This window comes from Geodermatophilus obscurus (assembly GCF_900115395.1).
GTDB classification, from domain to species: domain Bacteria; phylum Actinomycetota; class Actinomycetes; order Mycobacteriales; family Geodermatophilaceae; genus Geodermatophilus; species Geodermatophilus obscurus_B.
On sequence record NZ_FOWE01000001.1, the window covers coordinates 573,809 to 599,930 of the forward strand.

The window sequence follows — 26,122 nt, forward strand, 5'->3', positions numbered from 1 at the left end:
GTCGTCGTCGTGCTGTGGGTCGTCTGGATCGCCGTCGTCGTGCTGTCGCTGGTGGTGCTGGGCGTGATCGGGTACGGCCTGCTCGGCGCGTTCGGGCGCCTGGCGCGGGAGCTGCAGGCCGCCGAGCGGGACGTGCGGCCGGTGCTCGAGCAGGCGCAGGGCGCCGCCGCGCGGGCGGCCGCGCTACAGGGCGAACGCCGGGCGAACGACGCCTGAACGCGGCCGAGACGTCCGTCCGGGGCCCCGGCTACGAACACCGGGCGGCGTAGCATCGCCGCAGGCCGCGCAACCGGCCACTCGACCTGGAGGACGCATGAACCTCGGCCCGCTGGAGATCGGCCTGATCATCCTGGCCGTCCTGCTGCTGTTCGGCTACAAGAAGCTGCCCGACGCCTCGCGCTCGCTCGGCCGCTCGCTGCGCATCTTCAAGGGCGAGATGAAGGGCATGAAGGACGACGACTCCCGTGTCGCCTCCGCCCCGCCGGTGCCGCTGGAGGCCGCCGACCGTGACCGGCGGGCGCAGCTGGAGGCCGAGGCGGCCGCCGCCGAGGCCCGCGCCGCGGAGCTGCGGGCCCGCGCCACGCAGCCGGGCGTCGTCGACCCCCGCTGAGCACCCCCGGAGCAGCGACGTGAGCGGGTCGCCCGTCCGGCTGCCGCGCCTGCGGCGCCGCCGACCGCCCCGGGACACCGAGGCGACGATGACGCTCGTCGCCCACCTCACCGAGCTCCGCAACCGCATCGCCAAGGCGCTGCTGGCGCTCGGGCTGGGCACGATCGCCGGCTTCCTCTGGTACGACCACGGGCTGCTGACCTTCCTCAGCGAGCCCTACTGCTCGCTGCCGGCCGAGCTCCGCTTCCAGGGAGACGACAACTGCCGCCTGGTGGTCCTCGACGTCTTCGGCGGCGTGCTGCTGCGCCTGAAGATCGGTCTGATCGCCGGTGCGGTGCTCTCTTCGCCGTTCTGGCTCTGGCAGCTGTGGGCGTTCATCACCCCCGGCCTCAAGCGCAACGAGAAGCGGTACGCGGTCACCTTCGTCGCCGCCTCGACGTCGCTGTTCGCCCTCGGCGCGGTGCTCGCCTACGTCACCCTCTACAAGGGGCTGGAGCTGCTGCTCGGGCTCGCCGGTGACGAGGTGGCCTTCCAGCTGACGGCGCCGGACTACCTGGGCTTCGTCATCAGCCTGCTGATCGCCTTCGGCCTGTCCTTCGAGCTGCCGCTGATCGCGGTGGCGCTCAACCTGGTCGGCGTCCTGTCCCACGCGGCGCTGTCGAAGAGCCGGCGGTGGATCTTCTTCCTCACCATCGTCTTCGCCGCGTTCGTCACGCCCACCCAGGACCCCTTCACCATGCTGGCCATGGCGCTGCCGATGGTGGTGCTGTTCGAGCTGGCCATCCAGGTCGCCCGCGTCGTCGACCGGCGGCGGGCCAAGCGGGACGCCCTCGAGCACTTCCACGGCCTCTCCGACGACGAGGCCTCCCCGCTCGACGCCGGCCCGTCGGCCGTCGACACCGCCCCCACCCCGCCGGGCGCACTGCTCGCCGAGGACCCCGCGCCGGCCGACCGCGCCCGCTGAGGCGGTCCGGCTCAGGCCGGGCGGGCCGCGGCCAGCGCCAGCCCGCGGCCGAAGTGCGGGTTGCTGGTGCTGACGGCGTCGGCGAGCGGGTGCAGGCCCAGCGGGGCGTACGTGCCGGCGTCGTGCGGGAAGACCAGCAGGGCGTACCCGTCGCCCTCGGCCACGGGGATGACGCCGCGGTTGACCGTGCCGAAGCCCGCGCCCGGCAGCAGCCGGTAGCGGCGGGAGACGTAGGCCTCGTCGGCGGGGACGTCGACCGTGTCGCCCGACCAGGGGCGGGACAGCCGCCCGCGCCGGCCGGTGGCGTCGACCACCAGCCCGGCGGGGAGGACGGCGCCGTCGTCGAGGCGCACGCCGGTCACCGCACCGCCCCCCGCCTCGACCGCGCGGACGGCGGCGTGCCGCAGGTCCACGGTCGGCTCGGCCTCCACCGCGGCGCGCAGCACCAACTCTAGCGCGCTCCGCCGGCACCACAGCGACGCCAGCCCGTCGGGCAGCGTCACCGGGCGGGCCCCCTGCGCCGTCAGCTCCGCGACGACGTCGGGCAGCGCCGCCGAGAGCTCGGCGTACAGGCGGGCCAGCAGGGAGTGCGGCTGGTGGAACTGTGCGACTCCGCGCCGCTTCCAGGCCGCGGCACCGTCCACCGCGTCCGGCCGCGGCGCGGCGTCCCGGTCGAGCAGCTGGACGCGGTGACCCTGACGGGCCAGTGCGAGAGCCGCGGTCAGTCCCGCGACACCGGCTCCGGCGATGACGACCTGCCCGGTCCCCTCCGATCGCTCGCGGGGACCCGGCCCGGCCTGGCGGTGCGGGTCCCCCCTGGACGGCGCCGCGCCATCATGCACCCCGGCGGGCGGGCCGGGGCCGTTCCGTCACCACACGGTGACCTGCGCTCCCACCTGCACTCCAACCCGGGCCACGCCCTCGAGGACGCCTCGGCGAGGCCCGCGCGGGGCGGCCGTAGGGTGACCCGCGCCGTCGAGGGAGGTAGCCCGGTGACCACCGACACCGACACCGACACCGACGTGGCCGTCCTGGTCAGCTCGGCCGCCGGGCGGGGCCGGGCCCGCGCTGCCTCCGGTGCCGTCCTCGACGCGCTGCGCCGCGGCGGGCTCACCCCTCGCGTGCTGCCCGCGGCCACCCGGGCGGCCGCCGAGCGGGCCGCCGCCGGCGCCGTCGCCGCGGGCACCCGGGCCGTGGTCGCCGTCGGCGGGGACGGCGCCGCGCACGCCGCCCTGCAGGCCGTGGCCGGCACCGGCACCCCGCTGGCCGTCGTCCCGGCCGGCACCGGCAACGACCTCGCGCTGGCCCTCGGCGTGCCGCCGGAGCCGGTGGCCGCCGCGACCGCCGCCGCGGCCGACCTGCGGGAGGGCACCGGGCGCACGGTGGACGCCGCCCGCACCGCCGGGCGCTGGTGGGCCACCGTGCTGTGCTGCGGTTTCGACTCCGCGGTGACCGACCGCGCCAACCGGCTGCGCTGGCCGCGCGGTCCTCGCCGCTACGACGTCGCGATCCTGGCCGAGCTGGCCCGCATGCGGCCCCGCGAGGTCGTGCTGACCCTCGACGGGCAGGCGTCGACGCTGCCGGTGACGCTGGTCGCCGTCGGCAACACGCCCTGGTACGGCGGCGGGATGCGGGTGTGCCCGGCCGCCGACCCCGCCGACGGCCTGCTCGACGTCACCGTCGTCGGGCCGGTCTCGCGCCGTGAGCTGGTGCGCACCCGCCCGCGGCTCACCGACGGCACGCACGTCGACCACCCCGCCGTCACGGAGCACCGGGCGGCGCGGGTGGAGCTCGCCGGCGCGGACCTGACCACCTACGCCGACGGCGAGTTCGTCGCCGCGCTGCCGGTGTGCGCCGAGGCGGTGCCCGGCGCGCTGCGGGTGGTGGGCAGTGGCCGCCCCGCGATGATCAGGTGACCTGATCGTGCTGCGTCCTGGCTCATCGTCGACCGCGAGCCAGGACGCACGGAGGTGAGCCAGGACGGCGGCGAGGTGTCGGGCACCTCCGATGCGACCGTTATCCCCAACTGTCGAGCAAAATAACGGCAGACGAGCAGGACCCGGTGACCACCGGCCCGGTGACCGGGTGCTCCCGAGCCGGGCCGGGGTACAGCGCCTAACGTGGGGGCATGTCCAGCCCCGCCGAGCGGTACGCGGCTGCCCGGCGGCGCAGCGCGCACCCGACCCTGGCCGACTTCACCGCCGGGCTCGGGTTCTCCCTCGACCCGTTCCAGGTGGAGGCCTGCGAGGCGCTCGACGAGGGGGCGGGCGTGCTGGTGTGCGCGCCCACCGGGGCCGGCAAGACCGTCGTCGGCGAGTTCGCGGTGCACAAGGCGCTGGCCGAGGGGCGCAAGGCCTTCTACACGACGCCGATCAAGGCGCTGTCGAACCAGAAGTACAACGACCTCGTCGACCGCTACGGCGAGGCGTCGGTCGGCCTGCTCACCGGCGACAACGCGATCAACGGCGACGCGCCGGTGGTCGTGATGACCACCGAGGTGCTGCGCAACATGCTCTACGCGGAGTCCCCGGCCATCCACGGCCTCGGCTACGTGGTCATGGACGAGGTGCACTACCTCGCCGACCGGTTCCGCGGCGCGGTGTGGGAGGAGGTGATCATCCACCTCCCGGCGTCGGTGACCCTGGTATCGCTGTCGGCCACGGTGAGCAACGCCGAGGAGTTCGCCGACTGGCTGGTCACCGTCCGCGGGCACACGCGGGTCGTCGTCAGCGAGGTGCGGCCGATCCCGCTGTGGCAGCACATGCTCGTCGGCAGCCGGGTGTTCGACCTCTTCAGCCTGCGCCCGGCCGCGCACGCCGCCGAGCAGGGGGAGACCCCGCGCACGCAGTCCACCCGCGAGCGCGGCGCCAGCGTCGTCGACCCCGAGCTGGTCCGCTACGTGCGCGAGCACGAGCGGCGGCTGGACACCTGGGGCGGCGGCAACGGCGGCTCCCGCCGTGACCGCGACTGGCACAAGCCGCGCTACCGGCCGCCGTCGCGCACCGAGGTCGTCGAGCGGCTCGACCGCGCCGGCCTGCTGCCGGCGATCACCTTCATCTTCAGCCGCAACGGCTGCGACGCCGCCGTCGCGCAGTGCCTGCAGTCGGGGCTGCGGCTCACCGACGAGACCGAGCGCGCCGAGATCGCCCGGATCGTCGACGAGCGCACCGGCTCGCTGCCCGACGAGGACCTGCACGTCCTCGGCTTCTGGGAGTGGCGCGAGGGGCTGCTGGCGGGTCTGGCCGCCCACCACGCCGGGCTGGTGCCGGCGTTCAAGGAGACCGTCGAGGAGTGCTTCGTCCGCGGCCTGGTCAAGGCCGTGTTCGCCACCGAGACCCTCGCGCTGGGCATCAACATGCCCGCGCGCACGGTGGTGCTCGAGCGGCTGGTCAAGTGGAACGGCGAGGCGCACGTCGACGTCACACCGGGGGAGTACACCCAGCTCACCGGGCGGGCCGGACGGCGCGGCATCGACGTCGAGGGGCACGCCGTCGTCGTGTGGGCGCCGGGCATGGACCCCTCGGTGGTCGCCGGGCTGGCGAGCACCCGCACCTATCCGCTGCGCTCGTCGTTCCGGCCCAGCTACAACATGGCGGTCAACCTGGTCGGCTCCTTCGGCCGGGCCCGCGCCCGGGAGCTGCTGGCCTCCTCCTTCGCCCAGTTCCAGGCCGACCGCTCGGTGGTGGGGCTGGCCCGGCAGGCGGCCCGGTCGGAGCGCGACGCCGAGCAGTTCGCCGAGCAGCTCACCACCGAGGGCGGCGACGTGCTGGCCTACGCCCGGCTGCGGCGGGAGATCGCCGACCGGGAGAAGGAGCTGTCCCGGGACTCGGCGGCCAAGCGCCGCATGGAGGCCGCCGACGCGCTGGCGGCGCTGCGCCCCGGCGACGTCATCCGGGTGCCCTCGGGTCGCCGGCAGGGGCTGGCCGTCGTGCTCGACCCCGGCATCACCGACCTGGCCGACCCGCGGCCTCTGGTGCTCACCGAGGACAAGTGGGCCGGCCGCCTGGGCAGCGTCGACTTCCCGACGCCGGTCACCGCGCTGGCCCGGGTGCGGGTGCCGAGGAACTTCAACCACCGCAGCCCGCACGCCCGCCGCGACCTCGCGGCCACGCTGCGCACCGCGCGGCTGGAGAACGACCTGGGTGCCCGGCGGGTCAAGCAGCGCTCGGCCGCCGCGGACGACCCCGTGCTGCAGGACCTGCGCCGGGCGGTGCGCGCCCACCCCGTGCACGCCCTGCCCGACCGGGAGGAGCGGGTGCGCCTGGCCGAGCGGTACCTGCGCGCGGTCGCCGACGCGGAGGCCACCCACCGGAAGATGGCCGAGCGCACCGGGTCGCTGACCCGGCAGTTCGACCGCACCTGCGACGTCCTCGAGGAGCTGGGCTACCTGGTGCCGGAGGCCGCGCCGCTGGTGCCGGTCGCCACCGACGAGCCCACCCCGGTCGACGACGTCCCGCGGGTCACCGCGGAGGGCCGCCGGCTGGCGCGCATCTGGTCCGAGGGCGACCTGCTCATCGCCGAGTGCCTGCGCGCCGGGGTGTGGCGCGGTCTCGGGCCGGCCGAGCTCGCCGCCGCGGTGTCCACGCTGGTGTTCGAGGCGCGGCGGGAGACCCCCGGGCAGGCCGCCGTCCCGGGCGGGAAGGTGGCCGACGCCATCGGCGAGATGCGCCGGATCCGCGCGCGGCTGCAGGACGTCGAGCTCGACCGGGGCCTGCCGGCGACCCGCGACCTCGACCTGGGCTTCGCCTGGGCGGCCTACCGCTGGGCCGACGGGCAGACCCTCGACCGGGTGCTCGCCGGCGCCGAGCAGGCCGGCACCGAGCTCTCCGGCGGCGACTTCGTCCGCTGGGCGCGGCAGCTCGTCGACGTCCTCGACCAGCTGGCCAAGGTCGCCGACGCGGCGGTGGCCGGGGTCGCGCGGGCGGCGGTGGGGCGGATCCGCCGCGGCGTGGTGGCGGTCGCGGTCAGCGGGTGAGGCGGCCGCCGGCAGCTGACCCCGCCGGGTGCCGCCCCGCGCGCGCGAGGGCCGTCGGCGCGCTCCCGTGGTGCACAATCGCCCCGCTCCCGTGACGCAGTGTCAGGGGGCGGCCCGCGCCGGGTCGACAGGACGAGCAGGAGCGACGATGACCAACCCACCGCAGGGTGGCCAGCCGGGGCAGTACGGGCAGCCGGGGCAGTACGGGCAGCCGGGCCAGTACGGCGGCCAGCCCGGGCAGTACGGCCAGCCGGGTGGGCAGTACGGCGGGCAGCCGGGCCAGCCCGGTCAGTACGGCGGGCAGCCGGGGCAGTACGGGCAGCAGCCCGGCCCGTACGGCCAGCCGGGCCAGTACGGGCAGCCCGGGCAGTACGGGGCGCCGGGCCAGTTCGGGCAGCAGCCCGGCCCGTACGGCCAGCCGGGCGGCTACGGCCAGCCCTACGGCCAGCCGGCGCCGCCGAGGAGGTCGCGGACCGGCCCCCTCATCGGGACGGTGGCGGCCGTGGTGATCATCGGCGTCGCGATCGCCCTGGCGCTGCTCCTCGGCCAGGACGTGCTCGACGCCGGCCGGGCCGAGAGCGACATCGCCGAGCAGTTCACCGAGACCTTCGGCGTCGGCATCGAGGTCAGCTGCGACCAGGAGATGGTCGTGGAGAACGGCGCCACCTACGAGTGCTCCGGCACCACCGAGGACGGCGAGGACGTGACCATCGAGGTCGCGATCACCGACGAGGACTCGGCGGCGTTCACCTGGGACGTCGCCTCCTGAGCTCCCGCGGACGGCTGGCCGGCGTGCTCACCCGAGGACGTCGGCCGGCCAGCCCAGCGCAGCGCCCAGACGCCCCAGGGACGAGCGCAGCCCGTGGGCGTCGGCCAGCGCCGCGAGCGCCGCGGGGTCGGCCGGGCGGCGGGGGAGCGCCCCCTCGACCGCGGGCATGTCGATGTCGCGGGCGACGGCGACCACCACCGGCGCCGCGTCGAGGTACTCCGCGCCCGCGTGCAGCCGCCTGAGCACCGCGGCCGTGAGCGGCGCCTTCGGCACCGCCGTCCGCGCCGCCGCCGCCCGGATGCCTGCCAGGTCGCCGAACTCCGTGATCAGCGCCGCCGCCGTCTTCGCCCCGACCCCGGCCACCCCGGGCAGGCCGTCGCTGGGGTCGCCGCGCAGCACCGCGAAGTCGGCGTAGGACCGGCCCGGGATGCCGTACTTCGCCGTCACCGCCGCCTCGTCGACCACCTCGATGTCGGAAATGCCCCGGGCGGTATAGAGCACCCGCACGCCGCGGGCGTCGTCGACGAGCTGGAAGAGGTCGCGGTCGCCGGTGACGACGTCGACCGGACCCCGGGCGCGGGTGGCCAGCGTGCCGATGACGTCGTCGGCCTCGTAGCCGGGCGCCCCGACGCGGGCGACGCCGGCGGCGGCCAGCACGTCGACGAGCACCGGCACCTGGGGGCCGAGCTCGTCGGGCGTCTCCTCCCCGCCCTCCGGGGAGAGCCGGTGCGCCTTGTACGACGGCAGCGCCTCGACGCGGAACGCCGGGCGCCAGTCGTCGTCCCAGCAGGCCACCAGCCGGTCGGGGGCGTGGGCCGTCAGCAGCCGCGCGGTCATGTCCAGGAACCCGCGGACGGCGTTCACCGGCCGGCCGTCGGGCGCGGTCACGCTGGTCGGGACGCCGTAGAACGCCCGGAAGTAGAGGCTCGCGGCGTCGAGCAGCATCGTCGTCACGGGCGGGGACGGTAACGGTCCGGGAAACCCGCGCGAGACCGGTCGGTACCCGGGGTTAGTGTCCGGGCGTGCCAGACAGCGCGGGGGCCCTCGTCAGCATCGATCGCGTGCACGCCGCACGCGCCGTCGCCGCCGAGCTCGGCGTCGACGTCGTCGTCCTCACCCCCGGGTCGGACCTGCGCTACCTGTGCGGCTACGACGCGCACGCCATGGAGCGGCTGACCGCCCTGGCCGTCCCCCGCAGCGGCGAGCCGCTGCTGGTGGTGCCCCGGCTGGAGGCGCCCATGGTGGACGCGAGCCCCGCCGGCGCGCTGGGCCTGGAGCTGCTGGCCTGGGACGAGACCGACGACGCCTTCGCCCTGCTCGCCCGCGAGGTCACCGCGCGGCTGGGGACGGCGCCCACCCGCGTCGCCGTCGGCGCCCGCACCTGGGCCGAGCACGCGCTCGGCGTGCACCGCGCGTTGCCCGGGTCGGCGCTGGAGCTGGCCACCCCGGTCCTCGACCGGCTGCGGATGGTCAAGACGCCGGCCGAGGTGGAGGAGCTCGCCGCCGCCGGCGCGGCCATCGACCGGGTGCACGCGCGGATGGGGGAGTGGCTGCGGGTCGGCCGCACCGAGGCCGAGGTGGGCGCCGACATCGCCGCGGCGATCCTCGCCGAGGGGCACGTCGGCGTGGACTTCACGATCGTCGGCTCCGGCCCCAACGGCGCCAGCCCCCACCACGAGCTCTCCGACCGGGTGGTGCAGGCCGGCGACCTCGTCGTCGTCGACATCGGCGGGGAGACCGCGACCGGCTACCGCTCCGACTGCACCCGCACCTACGTCGTCGGCGGGGAGCCCGGCGCCGAGGTGACCGAGTGGTACGCCGTGCTGCAGGACGCGCAGGAGGCCGCCGTCGCCGCCGTCCGCCCGGGGGTGACCGCCGAGCAGGTCGACGCCGTCGCCCGCGACCGCATCACCGCGGCCGGCTGGGGCGAGCACTTCATCCACCGCACGGGCCACGGCATCGGCCTCGACACCCACGAGGCGCCCTACATCGTCGCGGGCAACGACCTGCCGCTGGAGGCGGGCATGGCCTTCTCCGTCGAGCCGGGCATCTACCTCGCCGGGCGGGTGGGCGCCCGGATCGAGGACATCGTCGTCTGCACCGACGAGGGCGTCCGCGTGCTCAACCAGGGTCCCCGTGGGCTCGTCGTCCTCCCCGGCTGAGCCCGGCGGGGAGCCGTCCGGCCACGCCGCCGCACCCGACGTCGACCGGGCACTGCTGGCCGCCCTCGCCCGGGACGGTCGGGCCAGCTACACCGAGCTCGCCGAGCGGGTGGGACTGTCGGTGTCGGCGGTGCACCAGCGGGTCCGCCGCCTCGAGCAGCGCGGCCTGATCACCGGCTACCGCGCCACCGTCGACGCCCGCGGGGTGGGGGCGGGGCTGACCGCCTTCGTGTCCATCACCCCGCTGGACCAGGCCCAGGCCGACGACGCCCCGGCCAAGCTCGTCCACCTCGACGCCATCGAGGCCTGCTACTCCGTGGCGGGGGTGGAGAGCTACCTGCTCAAGGTGCGGGTGGCCAGCCCCGAGGCGCTCGAGGCCCTGCTGCGCGAGATCCGCACGACGGCGAACGTCAGCACCCGCACGACCGTCGTCCTCTCGACGTTCTACGAGGACCGGCCACCGGTCTGAGCCCACACCGCCCGATCCGTGCGTCCTCGTGTCCGGTGTCCGACCGTTATCCCCAACTGACAATCTCCTGCACACGCCGGGAAGGCAACAACGAGGAGCACAGGCCGGCGCGGCAGGTGGACACCCGGTCGAACGTGTGTTCGCATGGTCGGCGTGCGGTGGGAGGGGCAGCGGCTCGATGCCGAGGACGACGCACTCCTGCCCGGTATGCCGAGCGTCCGCGGGCTGCTGCGCAGCGTGCAGGTGCCGGAGTTCCCGGGGGTGACGCTGCACGAGGTGCTGTCCCGGTCCGCGCTCAACCAGGTGCCCGACGGATCGCGGATGCACGAGTGGCTCGACCTCGACAGCGGGCGGGACTTCGACACCCAGATCGTCGTCAAGACCAACCTGGTGGAGGTGCTGCGGCGGGAGCTGGCGAAGCCGTCGTGGCGCCGCGAGCACGTCGCGCTCGGCACGAACACCGACCCCTACCAGCGCGCCGAGGGCCGCTACCGCCTCATGCCCGGGGTGGTCCGCGCGCTGGCCGGGTCCGGGACGCCGTTCTCCGTCCTCACCAAGGGGACGCTGGCCCGCCGCGACGTGCCACTGCTGGCCGCCGCCGCCCAGGACGTGCCGGTGGGCTTCGGCGTCTCGCTGGGCATCTGGGACGAGGACCTGCACGCGAGCCTCGAGCCCGGCGTCCCGTCGCCGCGGGCCCGGCTGGACCTGGTGCGTGCGGTCACCGACGCCGGGCTGCCGTGCGGCGTCTTCCTGGCGCCGGTCCTGCCGGGCCTCACCGACCGGCAGGCCGACCTCGACGCCGCCCTGGCGGCGATCGCCGCGGCGGGTGCCACCGGCGTCACCGTCGTGCCGCTGCACCTGCGCCCGGGTGCCCGCGAGTGGTTCTCCGCCTGGCTGGCGCGCGAGCACCCGTCGCTCGTGCCGCGCTACCGGCAGCTGTACCGGGGCGGTGCGTACGTGCCCGCGGAGTACCGCTCCTGGTTGGCCGAGCGGGTGACCCCGCTGCTGCGCCGGCACGGCCTGGACCGCCACCCGGGCGGGCGGGTGCGGAGCGCGGGCGGGGACGTGCCCTCCGGCGTGCCCGGCGACGACGAGGTGTCCTTCCCGGCCGGCAGCCTGCCGGCCGCCCGGGAGGCCACCCCGGCGCCCGCACGGCGGGGGAGGCGCGCAGGCGGGAGCGACGACGGCGTGCCCGGGCAGCTCACCCTCCTCTGACGGCGGTCAGGCAAGCCTTCCCTCACCATTCGCCGACGGTGCGGAAATGGCGTCGGGGGTAGGGCAGCCTCCCCTCATGATCCGACCCGGCGAGCCGCGGACCTGCGATGACCCAGGTGAGGCTAACCTGGAGAATGGCTCAGGAACGCCATGCCGAGTTGTTCCCCGAGTCGAATTCCGCGCCATTCTTCGGCACACTGGCGGCAACCGATCCGTCCGACCCCGGAGCGCCAGATGACCACCGTCATGCCCCCCGTCAGCGAGTGCACCGTCGCCGGCTGCTCCTACAACGACCACGGCTGTCATGCCTTCGCGATCACCGTGAGCGGCTCCGACGGGCACGCCGACTGCGGCACGTTCCTCCCGCTCACCATCCGGGGCGGCCTGCCGCGGGCCGAGGCGCAGGTGGGTGCCTGCCAGCGCACCGACTGCGTGCACAACGACGCCCTCGAGTGCCGCGCGTCCGACATCCGCGTGGGGTTCGACCACGACACCGCCAGTTGCCTGACCTACGCGACGGCCTGACGACGGCCTGACGACCGCGGGACACCCCGCGCACACACTGCAGGACGGCCCGGGCACCCGCCCGGGCCGTCCTGCTGCGTGGGGGAGGGGAGTGGTCATCGCCCCGGTGACGGGGCGGCCCCGGCCGCCCGGTTGGCCCGCGATGCCCGCCCGGCGCGGACGGCGCCCCGCGGGGCCACCGGCTCGGCGCCGTCGGCGAGCGCCAGCCGGCGGAAGGAGTCGTAGGACAGCGTCTCGTACACCGCGGCGAGGGCCTCGGCCTGCGGGCGACGCGCGCCGGCCGACGTCCCGCGCAGGTACAGCGCGGTGCGGACGGCGTGCTTCGTGAACGTCACCTGCAGGGCCTGGCTGGACAGCCGCCCGCCGACCTCCGACCGGTAGCCGGGCCCGCGGCGCAGGGCCGGCAGCACCCACGGGCTCTCCGCCAGGGCCGGGAAGCGGTTGCGCACGGCCTCCCACGCGTGCCAGGCGCGCAGCGCCCCGGGCACCGCCCACTCGCCGTCGTCGGTGCGGACGAGCAGCCGACGGCTCGTCGGGCGCACCTGCTCCCGGCGCAGGTCGCGGAAGGTGCCCACCGGCGCCGGCCAGTGCAGCGCGATGGCGCACCAGACCACCGTGCGCAGGTGCTCGGGCTGCTCGCTCTGCACGTCGCACAGCGGCCGCAGGTCGAGCGCGCGCGGGTCGGGCTCCGGCGTCGGCGGGGTGGGCAGGGGGACACCGCCGTAGCGGGCCACCTTGCTGTACAGCGTGATCGTGGCCGGCTTCCACCCGCGCGCCGCCGCGACGTCGTCCATCCCGCCGGTGGCCAGTTCCTCCGGCCCCAGGCCGAGCTCCAGGGCCGCGTCGACCAGCCGCCGCCACTGGACGGCGTAGCCCTCGGGCGGCTCCAGGCGCGCCCACTCCCGCGCGGCGGGCACCGACGGCATCTCGGGCAGTGGCCCCTGCCAGGTCCGGCTCACACCGTCCAGTATACCCGTTATCCCCAACAAACGATGAAAAGACCGCGACGGACGAGAGCGACAGCGACAGCGACAGCGACAGCGACAGTCACCCACCAGGACCGGGAGCACCCTCCTGCCCGGGCAGGAGGCGGGAGCGGATGTCGGGCTTGAGGACCTTGCCCACCTTCGAGCGCGGCAGGTCGTCCCAGACGAGGACCTCCTTGGGTGCCTTGACGCCGCCGATCCGGGACCGGGCGAACGCCCGGAGGTCGGCCGGGTCGGGGGAGGTGCCGGCCCGCGGCTGGACGACGGCCACGACCCGCTCGCCCCACTTCTCGTCGGGGAGGCCGATCACGGCACAGTCCTGCACCGTCGGGTGCGCCAGGAGCGCCTGCTCGACCTCGGCGGAGTACACGTTGAAGCCGCCGCTGATGATCATGTCCTTCGCGCGGTCGACGAGGTAGAGCCAGCCGTCGTCGTCGAGGTAGCCGATGTCGCCGGTGTGGTGCCAGCCGAAGCGGCCGGCCTCGGCGGTGGCCTGCGGGTCGCGGTGGTAGCCGTCCATGACCAGGGAGCCGCGGACGACGATCTCGCCGCGCTCGCCGGCGGGCAGCAGCCGGCCCCCGGGGTCCATGACGGCGACGGTGGTCAGCGGTGTCGGGCGGCCGGCGGAGGCGAACCGCTCGAGGGCGGGGGAGCCGTCGGGGCGGAGGTGCTCGGCCGGGGACATCGTCGAGATCATCATCGGTGCCTCGGACTGGCCGAACAGCTGCCCGAGGACCGGGCCGATGCGGCGGATGGCCTCCTCGAGGCGGTGCGCGGACATCGGCGCGGCGCCGTACCAGAGGCACTGCAGGGAGGCGAGGTCGGTGGTGTCGAGGTCGGGGTGGGCCAGCAGGGCGTAGACCAGGGTCGGCGGCAGGAAGGTGTGGGTGATGCGGCGCCGCTCGACGAGGGCGAGGAAGTCGCCGAGGTCGGGTGCGGGCATGACGACGACCTCGCCGCCGAGCGCCATCACCGGGAAGCACAGCACCCCGGCGGCGTGGGTCAGGGGCGCGAGCGCCAGGTACCGGGGCCGCCCCCGGAACGGATAGCTCATGAGCGTCAGCGCCGACATCGTCTCGACGTTGCGGTCGGTCAGCCGCACGCCCTTGGGCCGGCCGGTCGTCCCGCCGGTGCCGACGAGCATCACCAGCCCACCGGGCGGCGCGGCCCCGGGACCAGTGGCCTCGGGACTTGCGGCCTCGGGACCTGCGGCCAGCCACTCGGTGAGCGACGGGTCGCCGCGGTCGCCCTCGCCGTCGAGGCAGACGAGGATGGTCAGCCGGGGCAGGCGGTCGCGGATCGCGGCGACCAGCGGCGCGTAGGAGCGCTGGTAGAGCAGCGCGGTGCAGCCGAAGAGGTCGAGCAGCTCCCGGTTCTCCTCGGCCTCGTTGCGGGGGTTGACCGGGCACCACACCGCCCCGGCGCGGGCGATGCCGAAGACGCCGGCGAAGGAGACCGGGTCGTTGGTCGACAGGACCGCCACGGCGTCGCCGGGCAGGACGCCGGAGCGCGTGAGCGCCCCGGCGACCCGCCGGCTGTGCCGCTGCACCTCGGCGTAGGTCATCGAGCGGTCCCCGCTGGTGAGGCAGGGGGCGTCCGGCCCGAGGGAGGCGCCCTTGTCGAGGTAGGCGGTGAGGCTCATCGGTGCTCGGTCACCACCGGGTCGAGCACCAGGCCGAACTGGCGGAGCACGCCGAGCAGCTGCCGGTGGCCGAACGCCTGGCAGCCGGAGGCGAAGCCGGCCTTCAGCGGGGGCTGCTGCAGCAGCGACATCGCCGCCCAGGCCTGCAGGAGCCCGGTCTGCTTGTAGTTGCTGTTGCCGTGGATGACGACGTGCTTGCGGCCGAGCGGGCCCGAGGCGTGCACGGAGTCGACCGACACGTTCAGCCGCGGGTTCTCCCGGGGCGGCATGCCGGTGGCCCACTGGTCGGCGACCGCGGCGAGGGCGTCGTCCCACTGGTCGCGGGGCAGGGTCTTGACGTCGCTCTCCACGGCCGCGGTGGTGGCGACGACGGCCTCCATGACCGGCCGGTTCATCACCCCGCCGGCGACCGTGACGTTGGCCACGCGCGGGTCGTTCTTGAACCACACCGGGTGGCTGGTGCCGCCCCACGGCACGGCGAGGCCGAGCTCGTGCCGGCCGGGCACCACGACGTCCCACCTCGAGAGCGGGTCGACCTTCACGTACTGGTTCTCCTGCAGGTGGAACCAGTCGGCCTTGAGGATGGTGAAGATCGTCTGGGTGGAGGCGTAGGTCGGGAAGCCCTTCCACAGCACGAGGACGTCGAGGGTGTCGAGGCCCGGCGTCTCCAGGGCGATGTTGGCTGCGATCTCACCGGTCGTGTACATCTGCGCGATCCCGGGGGAGAGCAGCAGGCCGGCGTCGGCGAAGTCGGTGCCGAAGCGCTCCTGGGCGGCCATGACCCAGTCCTGCTCGCCGGTGGTGTCGAGGTAGTGCGCCCCGGTGGCCAGGCACGCCTCGGCGACCTCGAACCCGTACCTGATGAAGGGGCCGACGGTGTTGCAGACGACCGAGGCGCCGCGGAAGAGGTCGGTGAGCGCCTCCACGGTGTGCTCGACCTCGACGATGTCGACGTCGGCGGTCTCGATGCCGGGGATGCGGCCGACCACCTCCTGGCAGCGGTCCTTGTCGCGGCCGGCGGCCACGAACGGGACGTTGAGCTCGCGCAGGTACTCGCAGATCAGCCGGCCGGTGTAGCCGGAGGCGCCGTAGACGACGACGGGCTTGGTGCTCATGGCTGGGTCTCCTCGCTGCTGTCGGGGGTGCTCAGGAGCCCATGCCGCCGTCGACGGCCAGGCCGGTGCCGTTGACGAAGCGGGCGGCGTCGGAGGCCAGGAAGACGACGGCGTCGGCCATGTCGGCGACCTCGCCGAGCCGTCCCGACGGCGTCAGCCCGACCACGGCCTCGACGGCGGCCTGGGGGCTGTCGAAGAGGCCCAGCTCGGCGCAGTCGACGGCGAGCTTCACGCCCATGGCCGTGGGCACCAGGCCGGGGTAGACGCAGTTGACGCGGACGCCGTAGCCGAGCCGGCCGGCCTCCGCGGCGGCGATGCGGGTCATCCGGTCGACGGCGGACTTGGTGCCGGAGTAGCCGGCGATGCCGGGGAAGGCGATGGTCGCCGCGACCGAGGAGACGTTGACGATGGCGCCGCCGGTGCCGGCCGCTCCGCCGGGCCGCATGGCGCGCAGGCCGTGCTTCATGCCGAGCGCGGTGCCGACGACGTTGACGTCGAGCATGCGGCGCAGGTCGCCGGCGTCGATGTCGGTGACCAGTGCGGTGACCTCGACGCCGGCGTTGTTGACGAGCACGTCGAGCCCGCCGAGCTGCTCGACGGTGGCGGTGACGGCGGCCTCCCAGCCGGCCTCGTCGGTCACGTCGAGGTGGACGGACCCCGCCGTCACGCCCTCCTTGGCGAGCAGGCGGGCGGTCTCGGCCGCCTCTTCGTCGAGGACGTCGCCGACGACGACCGAGGCGCCTGCGCGGGCGAGTGCCTGGGCCATGCCCTGTCCGAGGCCGCGTGCGCCTCCGGTGACCAGCGCCTTGCGGCCGTGCAGTGCGGGGACCGACATCGGGACTCCTCGTGCTCGGGAGGTCCGGGGGCGCGGATCCGGCCCCCGGGATGTGACGCGCGTCATGCTCGACCCGGATCTGGACGAGCGTCAAGAGATTCCTGGACACTCGTCAAGACCGCAGGCGCGCCGGTACGCTCCGCCCCGGGGCACGCGTCCGGTGCCCGCCGCCGACCGGAGGAGCGCCGTGGGACCCGCCGTGGCCGACCGGCTCGAGGGGCGCGCGGCCGACAAGGTCGCCCGGCGCCGCAGCGAGCTCGCCACCGCCGCGCTCAAGACGCTGTCCGAGCTCGGCTACGCCCGGACCAGCCTGCGCGAGATCGCCGCCAACTCCGAGTACTCCCACGGGGTCCTGCACTACTACTTCCGCGACAAGGTGGAGCTGATCACCCACTGCGTGCGGGAGTACAAGGCCCGCTGCGCCACCCGCTACGACGAGGCGGTGGCGACGGCGACCACCGCCGAGGAGCTCGTCACCGGGTTCCTGCGCGAGCAGACCGCGACCCTCACCGGCGAGCCGGAGATGCACCGCCTCTGGTACGACCTGCGCAACCAGGCGATGTTCGAGCCCGCGTTCCGGGCCGACGTCGCCGAGATCGACCAGCTGCTCGAGCAGATGGTCTGGCGGGTGGTCACCCGGTACGCGCAGTTGTCCGGCGCCGAGCCGCGCGTCGCCGCGCCGGCGTTCTACGCCGTCCTCGACGGGCTCTTCCAGCAGGCGCTGCTCCGGCAGCTGGCCGGCGACCCGCAGGCGGCGGCGGACCTGCGGGCGTCGGTGCAGGCGGTGCTCCCGCAGCTCGTGCACTGACCGGGCATGCCGCCGCCGACGTCCGGATGCCCGTCGGGGGACTGAGCAGGTCACTCCGCGGCGAGTGCGGTTATCGTCCCGCCATGTACACCGCGAGCTGGCGAGACGTCGTCCGGCGTGAGCTGTTCGGTCCGCGCCCCGACCGCCGGGACGCGCCCTACCGGCTGGTCGTCCGGCTGGCGCTGGTGGTGTTCCGGCTGCTGGGGCTGCGCTTCGACGTCCGCGGCTCCGAGCACGTGCCCGCCGCCGGCGGTGCGGTGGTGTGCAGCAACCACGTCAGCTACCTCGACTTCACCTTCCTCGGCCTGGCCGCGCTGCCCCGGCGCCGGCTGGTGCGGTTCATGGCCAAGGCCTCGGTGTTCGGCCACTGGTTCGCCGGCCCCTTCATGCGGGCGATGCAGCACATCCCGGTCGACCGCAAGGCCGGCGCCGCCGCCTTCGACGCCGCGGTGCGGGCGCTCAAGGACGGCCAGGTCGTCGGGGTCTTCCCCGAGGCGACGATCAGCCAGAGCTTCACGGTCAAGGACCTCAAGGCCGGCGCGGCCCGCATGGCCATCCAGGCCGGGGTGCCGATCCTGCCGGCCGCGGTCTGGGGCGGGCACCGGGTGGCCACCAAGAAGCGCCCCGTCGACCTCACCCGCGGCCGCGCGGTGACCGTGCTGGTGGGCGAGCCGATCGTCGCCGAGCCCGGGGAGACCCCGGCGGCGCTGCTGGCCCGGACGCGGGCAGCGATGGAGGCCCTGCTCGACGAGGCGCAGCGCAGCTACCCGCAGCAGCCGGCGGGCCCGGAGGACCTGTGGTGGCTGCCGGTGCACCTCGGTGGCACCGCCCCCACCCTGGAGGAGGCCGCGGCGCGCGACCGCGACGACGCCGCCGGGGCGCGGGTCCGCGCCCGCACCTCCCGCCGCGCCCGGCTGCGGGCCCGGCTGCGCCGCCGGCCCCCGTCCGCGGCGGCCTGACCCGACCGCCTGACCGGGCCGCCTACTCCACGACCGGCGGGGCCATCAGCCGGAACGCCTCCAGCTCGACGTCGTACCACCGGCGCATCCGGCCCAGCGGCTGCATGCCCAGCCGCCGGCACACGGCCAGCGACGGCTCGTTGCCGGGGCGCACGACGGCGTAGACCTCGGGCACCCCGGCGCCGAAGGCGTGCGCCACGACCGCCCGGGCGGCCTCGGTGGCGTAGCCGTGTCCCCAGCAGTCGGGGTGCAGGTGCCAGCCCACCTCCACCTCGCCGACCCCGCCGGGCAGCGGCTTGAGCAGCCCCGTGCCGGCCACGACCGGCTCCCGGCCGCCGACCTCGGTGCCGCCGATCTCGGTGCCGCCGATCTCGGTGCCGCGGACCTCGATCGCCCAGCAGCCGAAGCGCGGGTCCGCCCGGGTCACCTCCGCCCAGCGGCCGACCAGCTCCACCGGCCCCACGGACGGCGGGCCGCCCAGCCACCGGGTGACCTCGGGGCGGGAGTAGGTGTCGGTGAGCCGGGCCAGGTCGTCGCGGCAGGTGGTCCAGCGGCGCAGCCGCAGCCGCGGGGTGAGCAGCTCCCCGTCCGGCACCGCTCCTGCCTACCGTCGCCACCGGGGTCCGGCCACCCGGGGACGGGAGCCGCCGCGCCCGCCGTCATGATCGGCGGTATGACCCCCCGTACGGCCCCCGGCACCGGCCTGCTGCTCACCGACGTCACGGTCGGCGACCGGCCCGGCCGCGCGGTGCACGTCGTCGACGGGCGGATCGCCTGGGTCGGGGCGGCCGGCGACGCGCCGCGGGCGGGCCGGGTGCTGGCAGGGGAGGGCGCGCTGCTGACCCCGGCGTTCGTGGACGCGCACGTGCACGCCACCGCGACCGGCCTGGCGCTGACCGGTCTCGACCTCCACTCGAGGTCGAGCCTCGCGGACGCGCTCGCCGCGGTCACCGCGGCCGCCGGCACCGCCGCCCCGGGGGTGCTGCTGGGCACCGGCTGGGACGAGACCGGCTGGCCGGAGGGCCGCGGCCTCACCCGCGCCGACCTCGACGCCGTCGTCGGGGACCGGCCGGCCTACCTGGCGCGGGTCGACGTCCACTCGGCCACGGTCTCCACGGCGCTGCTGGACCGGGTCCCCGGCATCGCCGACCTGCCCGGCTTCTCCGCCGACGGGCAGCTGCGCCTCGACGCCCACCACGCCGCCCGCCGGGCCGCCTACGGCGCGGTTCCCGCCGCGCAGCGGGCCGCCGCCCAGGAGGCGACCCTGGCCGAGGCCGCCCGGCTGGGCATCGGCAGCCTGCACGAGATGGCCGGGCCCGAGGTGTCGGGCGCCGAGGACCTGCGGGCGCTGCTGGCCCTGGCGGCCGGCCGCCCCGGCCCGCGGGTGCTCGGCTACTGGGGCGAGCTCGCCGGACGCGGCGGGTTGGACCCGGTGCACGAGCTCGGCCTGGCCGGCGCCGGCGGCGACCTGTTCTGCGACGGCGCACTCGGGTCGCACACCGCCGCGCTGAGCAGTCCCTACCGCGACCGGCCCGGCACCAGCGGCGCGCTGCGCTTCGACACCGACGAGCTCGTCGACCACGTCCGGGCGTGCACGGTGGCCGGCGTGCAGGCCGGGTTCCACGTCATCGGCGACGCCGCCGTCGAGCAGGTCCTCGACGCCGTCGGGGCGGTGGTGGCCGTGCTGGGCCTGCCCGCCGTGCGCGCCTGCCGGCACCGGCTCGAGCACGTGGAGATGACCGGCCCGGACGCCATCGCGCGGATGCGCGCCTGGGGCATGGTGGCCAGTGTCCAGCCCGCCTTCGACGCGGCGTGGGGCGGGGACGCGGGCATGTACGCCGAGCGCCTCGGCGTCGAGCGGGCGCTGGCCACCAACCCCCTGGCCGCGCTCGCCGACGCCGGCGTCGCCCTCGCCCTGGGTAGCGACGCCCCGGTGACGCCGATGGACCCCTGGGGCGGGGTGCACGCCGCCGTCGACCACCACACCCCCGGGGCGGGCCTGCGCCCCTTCGACGCTCTCGACGCGGCCACCCACGGCGGCTGGCACGCCGTCCGGGCCGAGACCGCCGCCGGGCCGCTCGCCGTCGGCGCGCCGGCGGACCTGGCGCTGTGGGACACACCGGCGACCCTGTCGGCAGTGCTGGACACCCGGGCCCGGCCCGGGTGCACCGCCCTGGTGGTGGCCGGGGAGGTGCTGTCGCTGTAACGGAAGCCGACCCTCCGGGAGAGGGAGAGGGCCGGTCGTGCAGCCGGTCGCCGCGTACGGGATGGGATGCTGGTCGGCGGGCCACGCCGTGGCCCGTGCCCGCGGGGGAGCCGGGCGCCGGCCGACGTCGCGGGGAGGGCAGCGGTGCCACCAGCAGCGGTCCCACCAGCAGCGGTGCCACCAGCCCTGACGGACACGCGCGACGCCGGCGCGGAGCGGCCGGCGCGGACCCGCCCCGGCAGGCGGCTGCCCTGGCGGACGCTGCTCGCCGCCGCCGGGGGCGGCGCGATGCTGCTGGCCTTCCCCGGGTACTCGTTGCTGCCGCTGGCCGTGCTCGGCCCGGCCGCGCTGGCGCTGGCGGTGCACGGGCAGCGGGCCCGCTCCGGCGCCTGGCTGGGGCTGGTGTGCGGGCTGGCGTTCTTCGTGCCGCTGCTGTCGTGGACCGGCATCTACGTCGGCGCCTTCCCGTGGCTGGCGCTCGCGGTCTCCCAGGCGCTGTTCCTGTGCGCCCTGGGCGCGGCGACGGCGGCGGTCTCCCGGCTGCGACTGTGGCCGCTGTGGACCGCGGCGCTGTGGGTGGCCGACGAGGCGCTGCGCGGCCGGGTGCCGTTCGGCGGCTTCCCGTGGGGCCGGCTGGGGCTGAGCCAGACCGACGGGCCCTACCTCGCCCTCGCCGCCTACGGCGGTGTTCCGCTGGTCTCCTTCGCCGTGGCGCTCACCGGCACGCTGCTGGCCGCGGCCGTCCTCGCCCTGGCCCGGGCCCGGCGCTCCGCCGGCGCGCACCCGCGCGGCCCGGCGGTGCGGGCGGCGGCCGCCGCCCTCGCCGCCGCGCTCGCCGTCCCGCTGCTCGCCGCGGTGGCGTGGCTGCCGCTGCCCGGTCCCTCGCTCACCGAGGGCGGGCCCACCCGCACCGTCGCGGTGATCCAGGGCGACGTGCCCGAGGCCGGGCTGGAGTTCAACGCCCGCCGCCGCGCGGTCCTGGACAACCACGTGCAGCGCACCCTGGAGCTGGCCGACGCGGTCGCGGCCGGCGACCAGCGGCAGCCCGACCTCGTGGTGTGGCCGGAGAACAGCTCCGACATCGACCCCTACACCAACGCCGACGCCGCCCGGCAGATCAGCCGCGCCGCCGCCGCGATCGGCGCGCCGGTGCTGGTGGGCGCCGTCGTGCAGGGGCCGGGGGAGTACCTGTCCAACACCGGCATCGTCTGGGACCCCGAGAGCGGGCCCGGGCAGACCTACGTCAAGCGCCACCCCGTGCCGCTGGCCGAGTACGTCCCGGCGCGCGACTTCTTCCGCTTCTTCAGCGACAAGGTCGACCTGGTCCGCCGCGACTTCACCAAGGGCACCGAGGTCGGCGTGCTGGACATGGGCGGCGCGCGGGTGGGCGACGTCATCTGCTTCGAGGTGGTCTACGACTCCCTGGTCGCCGACACCGTGCAGGCTGGCGCCGGGATGCTCGTCGTGCAGACCAACAACGCCACCTTCGGCTACACCGACGAGAGCGAGCAGCAGCTGGCCGCCAGCCGGCTGCGGGCCGTGGAGTTCGGCCGCACCGTCGTCGTCGCCGCCACCAGTGGCATCTCCGCCGTCGTGGCGCCCGACGGGTCGCTGGCCCGCCGCTCGGAGCTGTTCACCCCCGCGGTGTTCGTCGAGGACGTCGCCCAGCGCGACTTCACCACCCTCGCCGAGCGGCTCGACGCCGTCCCCGAGTGGACCCTCACCGTGCTGGGCGCCGCCGCCGTCCTCGCCGTCGCCGTCCCCGCGCTGCGTGCCCGGCGGGGCGGGGCGTGAGCGGCCCCTCCCGGGTCCTGGTGGTCGTCCCGACCTACGACGAGGTCGACAACCTCGGGCCGGTCCTCGCCCGGCTGCACGCCGCGGTCCCCGGCGCCGACGCGCTCGTGGTCGACGACGGCTCACCCGACGGCACCGGCGAGCTCGCCGAGCAGCTGGCCGCGCGGGACCCCCGGGTGCACGTGCTGCGCCGCACCCACAAGTCCGGCCTGGGCCCGGCCTACGTCGCCGGGTTCCGCTGGGGCCGCGAGCGCGGCTACGACGTCCTGGTCGAGATGGACGCCGACGGCTCCCACCACCCCGAGCAGCTGCCCCGGCTGCTGGCCGCCCTCGACGACGCCGACCTGGTGCTGGGCTCGCGGTGGGTGCCCGGCGGGCGGGTGGAGGACTGGCCGCGCCGCCGGCTGATGCTGTCGCGGGTGGGCAACCGCTACACGCGCTGGGCGCTGCGGCTGCCCCTGGCCGACGCCACCGGCGGGTTCCGCGCCGTCCGCGGGGAGCTGGTCGACCGGCTGCCCTTCGACGAGGTGGCCAGCCAGGGCTACTGCTTCCAGGTCGACTGGGCCTGGCGGGCGGTGCGCGCCGGCGCCCGGGTGACCGAGGTGCCGATCACCTTCAGCGAACGCACGGCCGGCAGGAGCAAGATGACCGCCTCGATCGTTGAAGAGGCGTTGGTACGGGTCACCTGGTGGGGCCTGCAGGACCGGCTGGCCGATCGGCTGCCGGGCCGGGTCCCCCGGGCCGTGCCCGGACGGGTCCGCGACGGCGGGCGGTCCAGCGAGGTCCGGTAGGCGGACCCGGGCCGCCGGCGAGGCCGGACCGGGGAGAGCCGTGGGACAGCAGGTCAGGGGACGCCGCATCCGGGTCCTGGTGGGGCTGTGGGCCCTCGCGGAGATCGCCGTCTTCGTGCTCGTCGCGGCGTGGATCGGTGTCGGCTGGACGCTCGTGGCCGCGCTGGCCACCACCGTGCTGGGCTGGACGCTCACGGCGCGCCAGGGCGGCCGCGCGCTGGCCGAGCTGCGGGAGCGGGCGCAGGCGCACCGGTCGCCGGGCCGCGCGGCCGGTGACGCCGGCCTGGTCGCCGTCGGCGGGGTGCTGATGGTGCTGCCGGGGTTCCTCGGCGACGTCGTCGGGCTGCTGTTCCTGCTGCCGCCCACCCGGCCGCTGGTGCGCGCCGCCGTCGGCCGTGGGCTGGCGGCCCGGCTGGGCGTCCTGGGTGTGGCCGTCCCGGTGCGGGTGCGCAGCACGCGGGCGCCGGACTTTCCATACCCAGGCGGTCCGGTGCGGGTCATCGAGGGCGAAGTCATCGAGGGCGAGGTCGCCGAGGGCGGGGTCGTGGGGGAGCACCTCACCCGCTGAGCACGCGGAACGGCCCCGGTGGGGAGTCCCACCGGGGCCGTTCCGTGTCGTGCTGGTGTCGTGCTGGGTGGTGCGGTGTCAGCTGGCGCGGGTCCGCCGGCCGCGGAGCACCTCGAGCCGCTCGGCGAGGACCTCCTCGAGGTCCTCCACGGAGCGACGCTCCAGGAGCATGTCCCAGTGGGTCCGCGGGGGCTTGACCTTCTTGGGAGCGGGCTCCGCGCCGCCGACCAGCTTGGCCGACGCGCCGTCGAACTTGCACTCCCAGGTGTCGGGCACCTCGGCGTCGTCGGCGAAGGGCACGGTGAACTGGTGACCCGAGGGGCACTTGTACTCGACGTACTGGCGCTCGATCGGGGCGGTGTTCCGCTCCGTCTCGTAGCTGACGCTGCCCAGTCGGCTGCCCCGCAGGGAACGCTCGCCCATGGCACACCGTCCTCTCGTGCTGGTGGGTGTCGGTCGGGACTGCTCGCAGCAGGGGGTACCCACTGCAGGAGGTAGTCAAGGAGACCAACGGCGGATTTCGCGGAGAGATTCCGCGGAGTCGGTTCCCCATCATCGCATGGAGTGGTATCGGGGCACGCAACGCCCCCCGACCGGGTGAGCCACCGCCGCGCGCCGGGAGGCCCGGGGAGGTCAGGGCAGCTCGAGCTGGCCCGGTCCGGCCGCTCCCGGGCCCAGCTGCCCGAGCACGTGGTGGCGGCGGCACAGCACCTGGTAGTGCACCTCCGGGCCGGGTGTGTGGTCGGCCTCGGGCACCGGGGTGGGCGCGGTGTCCGCGACCACCACCGTGGCGCCCTGCCGCACCAGCTGCCCGTCGACGACGCGGGCGTTGAGCAGCCCCGGCGCCCCGCACCAGCACAGCACCTCGACCTGGATGCGCTGCACGTCGTCGGCGACCTCGAGCAGCCGCTGCGTGCCCGGGAACAGCCGGGTGCGGAAGTCGGTGGTCAGGCCGAAGGCGTAGACGTCGACGTGCGAGGCGTCGACGAGCTCGGCGAGCTGGTCGACCTGCGCCGGCGTGAGGAACTGCGCCTCGTCGACGATGAGGTAGTCCACGCGGGTGCCGTCGGCCCAGCGGCTGCGCACCAGCAGCAGCAGGTCGGTGTGGTCGTCGACCTCGACGGCGTCGTGCGCCAGCCCCACCCGGGAGGTGATCTGCGGCCGCACCGAGCGGTCGCCCTGGGTCAGCAGCAGGCCCGAGCGGCCCTGCCGGCTCTGGTTGTGGTCGACCTGCAGCGCCAGCGTGGACTTGCCGCAGTCCATCGGGCCGTGGAAGAAGCGCAGGTGCGCCGGCGCGGGCGCTCTCCGCCGGTCACCGGCGGCCGGGACCGCTGGAGCCGCGGGTGGGGTCGCGGGTGCGGGATCGGTCACAGCCGCTCGGGCGGCGTGTTGCCCGCGGCCAGCACCGCCCGCCGCAGGGGCAGGCGCAGCAGCAGCAGGAAGCCGGCGACGAAGAACACGACCAGGCTGATGATCGCGTACCGGTAGGACCCGGTGAGCTGGTAGGTCAGGCCGAAGGCCAACGGCCCGAGCCAGCTGGTCCCGCGGTCGCTGATCTCGTAGAAGCTGTAGTACTCCGCCTCCCGGCCCGCCGGGATGAGGTGGCTGAACAGCGACCGCGACAGCGCCTGCGTGCCGCCCTGCACCAGCCCGATCACCGCCGCCAGCGCGTAGAACTGGGCGACCGCGCCCTCCTGCAGCCAGTACGCGGCGACCAGCACCGCCGTCCAGGCCACCAGGCAGCCCAGCACCGTGCGCTTGGCGCCGTAGCGGGCGGCCACCCGCCCCAGCCCGAGCGCGCCGAAGACGGCGACCACCTGCACCATGAGGATCGCCCCGGTGAGCACCGACTGCGACAGCCCCAGCTCCTCGCTGGCGTAGGTGGCCGACAGCGAGATGACGGTCTGCACGCCGTCGTTGAACAACAGGTACGCGCCGAGGAACCACAGCGTCAGCGGGAACGCCCGCATCCCCCTGAGCGTCGCGGCCAGCTGCCGGAAGCCGCTGGTGGCCGCGCCGTGGGAGGCGGCCGGCGGCCGGTCGCGCAGGAGGGAGACGGTGACCAGCGTGAACAGCCCCCACCACAGGCCCGACGTCGCCAGGCAGATGCGCACCGCCTCGCCCTCGGTCAGCCCGAGGGACTCCGCCCCGAGGAACAGGCCCAGGTGCACGGCGAGCAGCAGCGCCCCGCCGACGTAGCCGAAGGCCCAGCCGCGGCTGGAGACGGCGTCGCGCTCGTCCGGGGAGGCGAGGTCGGGCAGCCAGGAGTAGTAGACGACGGTGGCGGCGCCGAAGGAGACGTTGGCGACGACGAACAGCGCCGCACCCAGCAGGTAGCGGCCGTCGGCGACGAAGAACAGGCAGGTGGCCGCCAGCGCGCCCAGCGCCGCCAGCCCGCCGAGCAGGTGCCGCTTGCGGCCCGAGCGGTCGGCGACGGCGCCGGTGAGCGGCAGCACCAGCACCTGCAGGACGACCGAGAACGACAGCACGTAGGAGAACCAGCTGCCCGGCGGGATCGACAACCCCAGGAACGGCAGCCGACCGTCGGCGCCGACGGCGTCCCGGGCGACGCTGGTCAGGTACGGGCCCAGGAAGACCGTGGTGACGCTGGTGTTGAACACCGACATCGCCCAGTCGTAGGAGTACCAGCCGAAGCGCTCGCGGCGCAGCGCGGGATCGGCCGGGCCGGGAACGGCCTGGATCTCGGGGGCGGTCACGACTCCTCCTCG

The 26,122-nt window shown here is 75.6% G+C and carries 26 protein-coding genes; 16 read left to right on the forward strand and 10 right to left on the reverse strand.

What is annotated here, in order from left to right; all coding sequences use genetic code 11:
* The first annotated feature begins 9 nt into the window (after window positions 1-9).
* From BM165_RS02525 to tatC, 3 genes are all read left to right on the forward strand, one after another.
* The gene (locus BM165_RS02525; RefSeq protein WP_075011909.1) at window positions 10-216 is read left to right on the forward strand and encodes a hypothetical protein; all 207 of its coding nucleotides are present in this window, start codon (window positions 10-12) and stop codon (window positions 214-216) included.
* A gap of 97 nt (window positions 217-313) precedes the next feature.
* The gene (gene tatA, locus BM165_RS02530; RefSeq protein WP_075011910.1) at window positions 314-610 is read left to right on the forward strand and encodes a Sec-independent protein translocase subunit TatA; all 297 of its coding nucleotides are present in this window, start codon (window positions 314-316) and stop codon (window positions 608-610) included.
* A 19-nt stretch (window positions 611-629) separates the two neighbouring features.
* A complete protein-coding gene (tatC, locus tag BM165_RS02535; protein ID WP_244273967.1) occupies window positions 630-1,574 on the forward strand; it encodes a twin-arginine translocase subunit TatC in 945 nt (314 codons plus the stop codon).
* Window positions 1,575-1,585: 11 nt separating this feature from the next.
* Here tatC and BM165_RS02540 read toward each other — a convergent pair whose 3' ends face one another.
* Entirely contained in the window at window positions 1,586-2,416 is an 831-nt protein-coding gene (locus BM165_RS02540) for an FAD-dependent oxidoreductase (RefSeq protein ID WP_075011911.1), read from the reverse strand.
* Between the two features lie 150 nt (window positions 2,417-2,566).
* On the opposite strand from BM165_RS02540, the gene BM165_RS02545 reads away from it, so the two are divergent.
* From BM165_RS02545 to BM165_RS02555, 3 genes are all read left to right on the forward strand, one after another.
* Window positions 2,567-3,490, forward strand: a complete 924-nt coding sequence (locus BM165_RS02545) for a diacylglycerol kinase family protein (protein ID WP_075011912.1) — start codon at window positions 2,567-2,569, stop codon at window positions 3,488-3,490.
* A gap of 212 nt (window positions 3,491-3,702) precedes the next feature.
* Entirely contained in the window at window positions 3,703-6,549 is a 2,847-nt protein-coding gene (locus BM165_RS02550; protein WP_075011913.1) for a DEAD/DEAH box helicase, read from the forward strand.
* A 148-nt stretch (window positions 6,550-6,697) separates the two neighbouring features.
* Entirely contained in the window at window positions 6,698-7,318 is a 621-nt protein-coding gene (locus tag BM165_RS02555; protein ID WP_075011914.1) for a DUF4333 domain-containing protein, read from the forward strand.
* A 27-nt stretch (window positions 7,319-7,345) separates the two neighbouring features.
* Here BM165_RS02555 and BM165_RS02560 read toward each other — a convergent pair whose 3' ends face one another.
* Window positions 7,346-8,263 (reverse strand): 5'-3' exonuclease, encoded by a 918-nt coding sequence (locus BM165_RS02560; RefSeq protein ID WP_075012110.1) that lies wholly within the window; start codon window positions 8,261-8,263, stop codon window positions 7,346-7,348.
* A 116-nt stretch (window positions 8,264-8,379) separates the two neighbouring features.
* Between BM165_RS02560 and BM165_RS02565 the strand changes: the two genes are divergently transcribed.
* The 4 genes from BM165_RS02565 to BM165_RS02580 all read left to right on the forward strand — a co-directional run bounded on the left by BM165_RS02565 (window position 8,380) and on the right by BM165_RS02580 (window position 11,689).
* Window positions 8,380-9,480 carry a M24 family metallopeptidase gene (locus tag BM165_RS02565; RefSeq protein WP_244273968.1) on the forward strand — a complete coding sequence of 367 codons (1,101 nt, stop codon included), beginning with the start codon at window positions 8,380-8,382 and terminating at the stop codon, window positions 9,478-9,480.
* Complete coding sequence (locus tag BM165_RS02570) at window positions 9,455-9,949, forward strand: Lrp/AsnC family transcriptional regulator (protein ID WP_083426954.1); 495 nt, start codon at window positions 9,455-9,457, stop codon at window positions 9,947-9,949. The genes BM165_RS02565 and BM165_RS02570 overlap by 26 nt, the downstream gene beginning before the upstream one ends.
* Window positions 9,950-10,093: 144 nt before the next feature.
* A complete protein-coding gene (locus BM165_RS02575) occupies window positions 10,094-11,164 on the forward strand; it encodes a radical SAM protein (RefSeq protein ID WP_244273969.1) in 1,071 nt (356 codons plus the stop codon).
* Between the two features lie 234 nt (window positions 11,165-11,398).
* Window positions 11,399-11,689 (forward strand): DUF1540 domain-containing protein, encoded by a 291-nt coding sequence (locus BM165_RS02580; protein WP_075011916.1) that lies wholly within the window; start codon window positions 11,399-11,401, stop codon window positions 11,687-11,689.
* A 95-nt stretch (window positions 11,690-11,784) separates the two neighbouring features.
* Here the strand turns inward: BM165_RS02580 and BM165_RS02585 are convergent, their stop codons facing one another.
* The 4 genes from BM165_RS02585 to BM165_RS02600 all read right to left on the reverse strand — a co-directional run bounded on the left by BM165_RS02585 (window position 11,785) and on the right by BM165_RS02600 (window position 16,267).
* Window positions 11,785-12,648: a hypothetical protein gene (locus BM165_RS02585; protein WP_075011917.1), complete on the reverse strand. Its 864-nt coding sequence runs from the start codon at window positions 12,646-12,648 to the stop codon at window positions 11,785-11,787.
* A gap of 88 nt (window positions 12,649-12,736) precedes the next feature.
* Window positions 12,737-14,317, reverse strand: a complete 1,581-nt coding sequence (locus tag BM165_RS02590) for an acyl-CoA synthetase (protein ID WP_075011918.1) — start codon at window positions 14,315-14,317, stop codon at window positions 12,737-12,739.
* Complete coding sequence (locus BM165_RS02595) at window positions 14,314-15,432, reverse strand: DUF5938 domain-containing protein (protein WP_075011919.1); 1,119 nt, start codon at window positions 15,430-15,432, stop codon at window positions 14,314-14,316. The genes BM165_RS02590 and BM165_RS02595 overlap by 4 nt, the downstream gene beginning before the upstream one ends.
* 31 nt (window positions 15,433-15,463) lie before the next feature.
* Window positions 15,464-16,267: an SDR family NAD(P)-dependent oxidoreductase gene (locus tag BM165_RS02600; RefSeq protein WP_075011920.1), complete on the reverse strand. Its 804-nt coding sequence runs from the start codon at window positions 16,265-16,267 to the stop codon at window positions 15,464-15,466.
* A 187-nt stretch (window positions 16,268-16,454) separates the two neighbouring features.
* Between BM165_RS02600 and BM165_RS02605 the strand changes: the two genes are divergently transcribed.
* Both BM165_RS02605 and BM165_RS02610 read left to right on the forward strand, forming a co-directional pair.
* Window positions 16,455-17,075 (forward strand): TetR/AcrR family transcriptional regulator, encoded by a 621-nt coding sequence (locus tag BM165_RS02605; RefSeq protein ID WP_075011921.1) that lies wholly within the window; start codon window positions 16,455-16,457, stop codon window positions 17,073-17,075.
* 83 nt (window positions 17,076-17,158) lie between these two features.
* Window positions 17,159-18,034: a lysophospholipid acyltransferase family protein gene (locus tag BM165_RS02610; protein WP_083426955.1), complete on the forward strand. Its 876-nt coding sequence runs from the start codon at window positions 17,159-17,161 to the stop codon at window positions 18,032-18,034.
* A gap of 22 nt (window positions 18,035-18,056) precedes the next feature.
* Here BM165_RS02610 and BM165_RS02615 read toward each other — a convergent pair whose 3' ends face one another.
* Entirely contained in the window at window positions 18,057-18,629 is a 573-nt protein-coding gene (locus BM165_RS02615) for a GNAT family N-acetyltransferase (protein WP_075011922.1), read from the reverse strand.
* Between the two features lie 78 nt (window positions 18,630-18,707).
* Between BM165_RS02615 and BM165_RS02620 the strand changes: the two genes are divergently transcribed.
* The 4 genes from BM165_RS02620 (at window position 18,708) to BM165_RS02635 (ending at window position 23,393) form a co-directional block, all read left to right on the forward strand.
* A complete protein-coding gene (locus tag BM165_RS02620; protein WP_075011923.1) occupies window positions 18,708-20,240 on the forward strand; it encodes an amidohydrolase in 1,533 nt (510 codons plus the stop codon).
* Between the two features lie 174 nt (window positions 20,241-20,414).
* Entirely contained in the window at window positions 20,415-22,034 is a 1,620-nt protein-coding gene (lnt, locus tag BM165_RS02625) for an apolipoprotein N-acyltransferase (protein WP_075011924.1), read from the forward strand.
* Complete coding sequence (locus BM165_RS02630) at window positions 22,031-22,825, forward strand: polyprenol monophosphomannose synthase (protein ID WP_075011925.1); 795 nt, start codon at window positions 22,031-22,033, stop codon at window positions 22,823-22,825. The genes lnt and BM165_RS02630 overlap by 4 nt, the downstream gene beginning before the upstream one ends.
* 40 nt (window positions 22,826-22,865) lie before the next feature.
* Entirely contained in the window at window positions 22,866-23,393 is a 528-nt protein-coding gene (locus BM165_RS02635; protein ID WP_075011926.1) for an FxsA family protein, read from the forward strand.
* Window positions 23,394-23,471: 78 nt separating this feature from the next.
* On the opposite strand, the gene BM165_RS02640 is transcribed toward BM165_RS02635, so the two are convergent.
* From BM165_RS02640 to BM165_RS02650, 3 genes are all read right to left on the reverse strand, one after another.
* On the reverse strand, window positions 23,472-23,816 hold the full coding sequence (locus BM165_RS02640; RefSeq protein WP_075011927.1) for an RNA polymerase-binding protein RbpA: 345 nt from the start codon (window positions 23,814-23,816) through the stop codon (window positions 23,472-23,474).
* Window positions 23,817-24,026: 210 nt separating this feature from the next.
* Complete coding sequence (locus BM165_RS02645; protein ID WP_075011928.1) at window positions 24,027-24,764, reverse strand: thymidine kinase; 738 nt, start codon at window positions 24,762-24,764, stop codon at window positions 24,027-24,029.
* Entirely contained in the window at window positions 24,761-26,110 is a 1,350-nt protein-coding gene (locus BM165_RS02650; protein ID WP_083426957.1) for an MFS transporter, read from the reverse strand. Before BM165_RS02650 ends, BM165_RS02645 begins: the two co-directional genes overlap by 4 nt.
* Window positions 26,111-26,122: the final 12 nt, after the last annotated feature.

Bases quoted from the DNA above. Each gene is read 5' to 3' on its own strand.
- tatA (WP_075011910.1), top strand. From the start codon at position 314: ATGAACCTCGGCCCGCTGGAGATCGGCCTGATCATCCTGGCCGTCCTG.
- BM165_RS02550 (WP_075011913.1), top strand. From the start codon at position 3,703: ATGTCCAGCCCCGCCGAGCGGTACGCGGCTGCCCGGCGGCGCAGCGCG.
- BM165_RS02555 (WP_075011914.1), top strand. From the start codon at position 6,698: ATGACCAACCCACCGCAGGGTGGCCAGCCGGGGCAGTACGGGCAGCCG.
- BM165_RS02560 (WP_075012110.1), bottom strand. From the start codon at position 8,263: ATGCTGCTCGACGCCGCGAGCCTCTACTTCCGGGCGTTCTACGGCGTC.
- BM165_RS02575 (WP_244273969.1), top strand. From the start codon at position 10,094: ATGGTCGGCGTGCGGTGGGAGGGGCAGCGGCTCGATGCCGAGGACGAC.
- BM165_RS02580 (WP_075011916.1), top strand. From the start codon at position 11,399: ATGACCACCGTCATGCCCCCCGTCAGCGAGTGCACCGTCGCCGGCTGC.
- BM165_RS02590 (WP_075011918.1), bottom strand. From the start codon at position 14,317: ATGAGCCTCACCGCCTACCTCGACAAGGGCGCCTCCCTCGGGCCGGAC.
- BM165_RS02595 (WP_075011919.1), bottom strand. From the start codon at position 15,432: ATGAGCACCAAGCCCGTCGTCGTCTACGGCGCCTCCGGCTACACCGGC.
- BM165_RS02600 (WP_075011920.1), bottom strand. From the start codon at position 16,267: ATGTCGGTCCCCGCACTGCACGGCCGCAAGGCGCTGGTCACCGGAGGC.
- BM165_RS02610 (WP_083426955.1), top strand. From the start codon at position 17,159: ATGTACACCGCGAGCTGGCGAGACGTCGTCCGGCGTGAGCTGTTCGGT.
- BM165_RS02620 (WP_075011923.1), top strand. From the start codon at position 18,708: ATGACCCCCCGTACGGCCCCCGGCACCGGCCTGCTGCTCACCGACGTC.
- BM165_RS02640 (WP_075011927.1), bottom strand. From the start codon at position 23,816: ATGGGCGAGCGTTCCCTGCGGGGCAGCCGACTGGGCAGCGTCAGCTAC.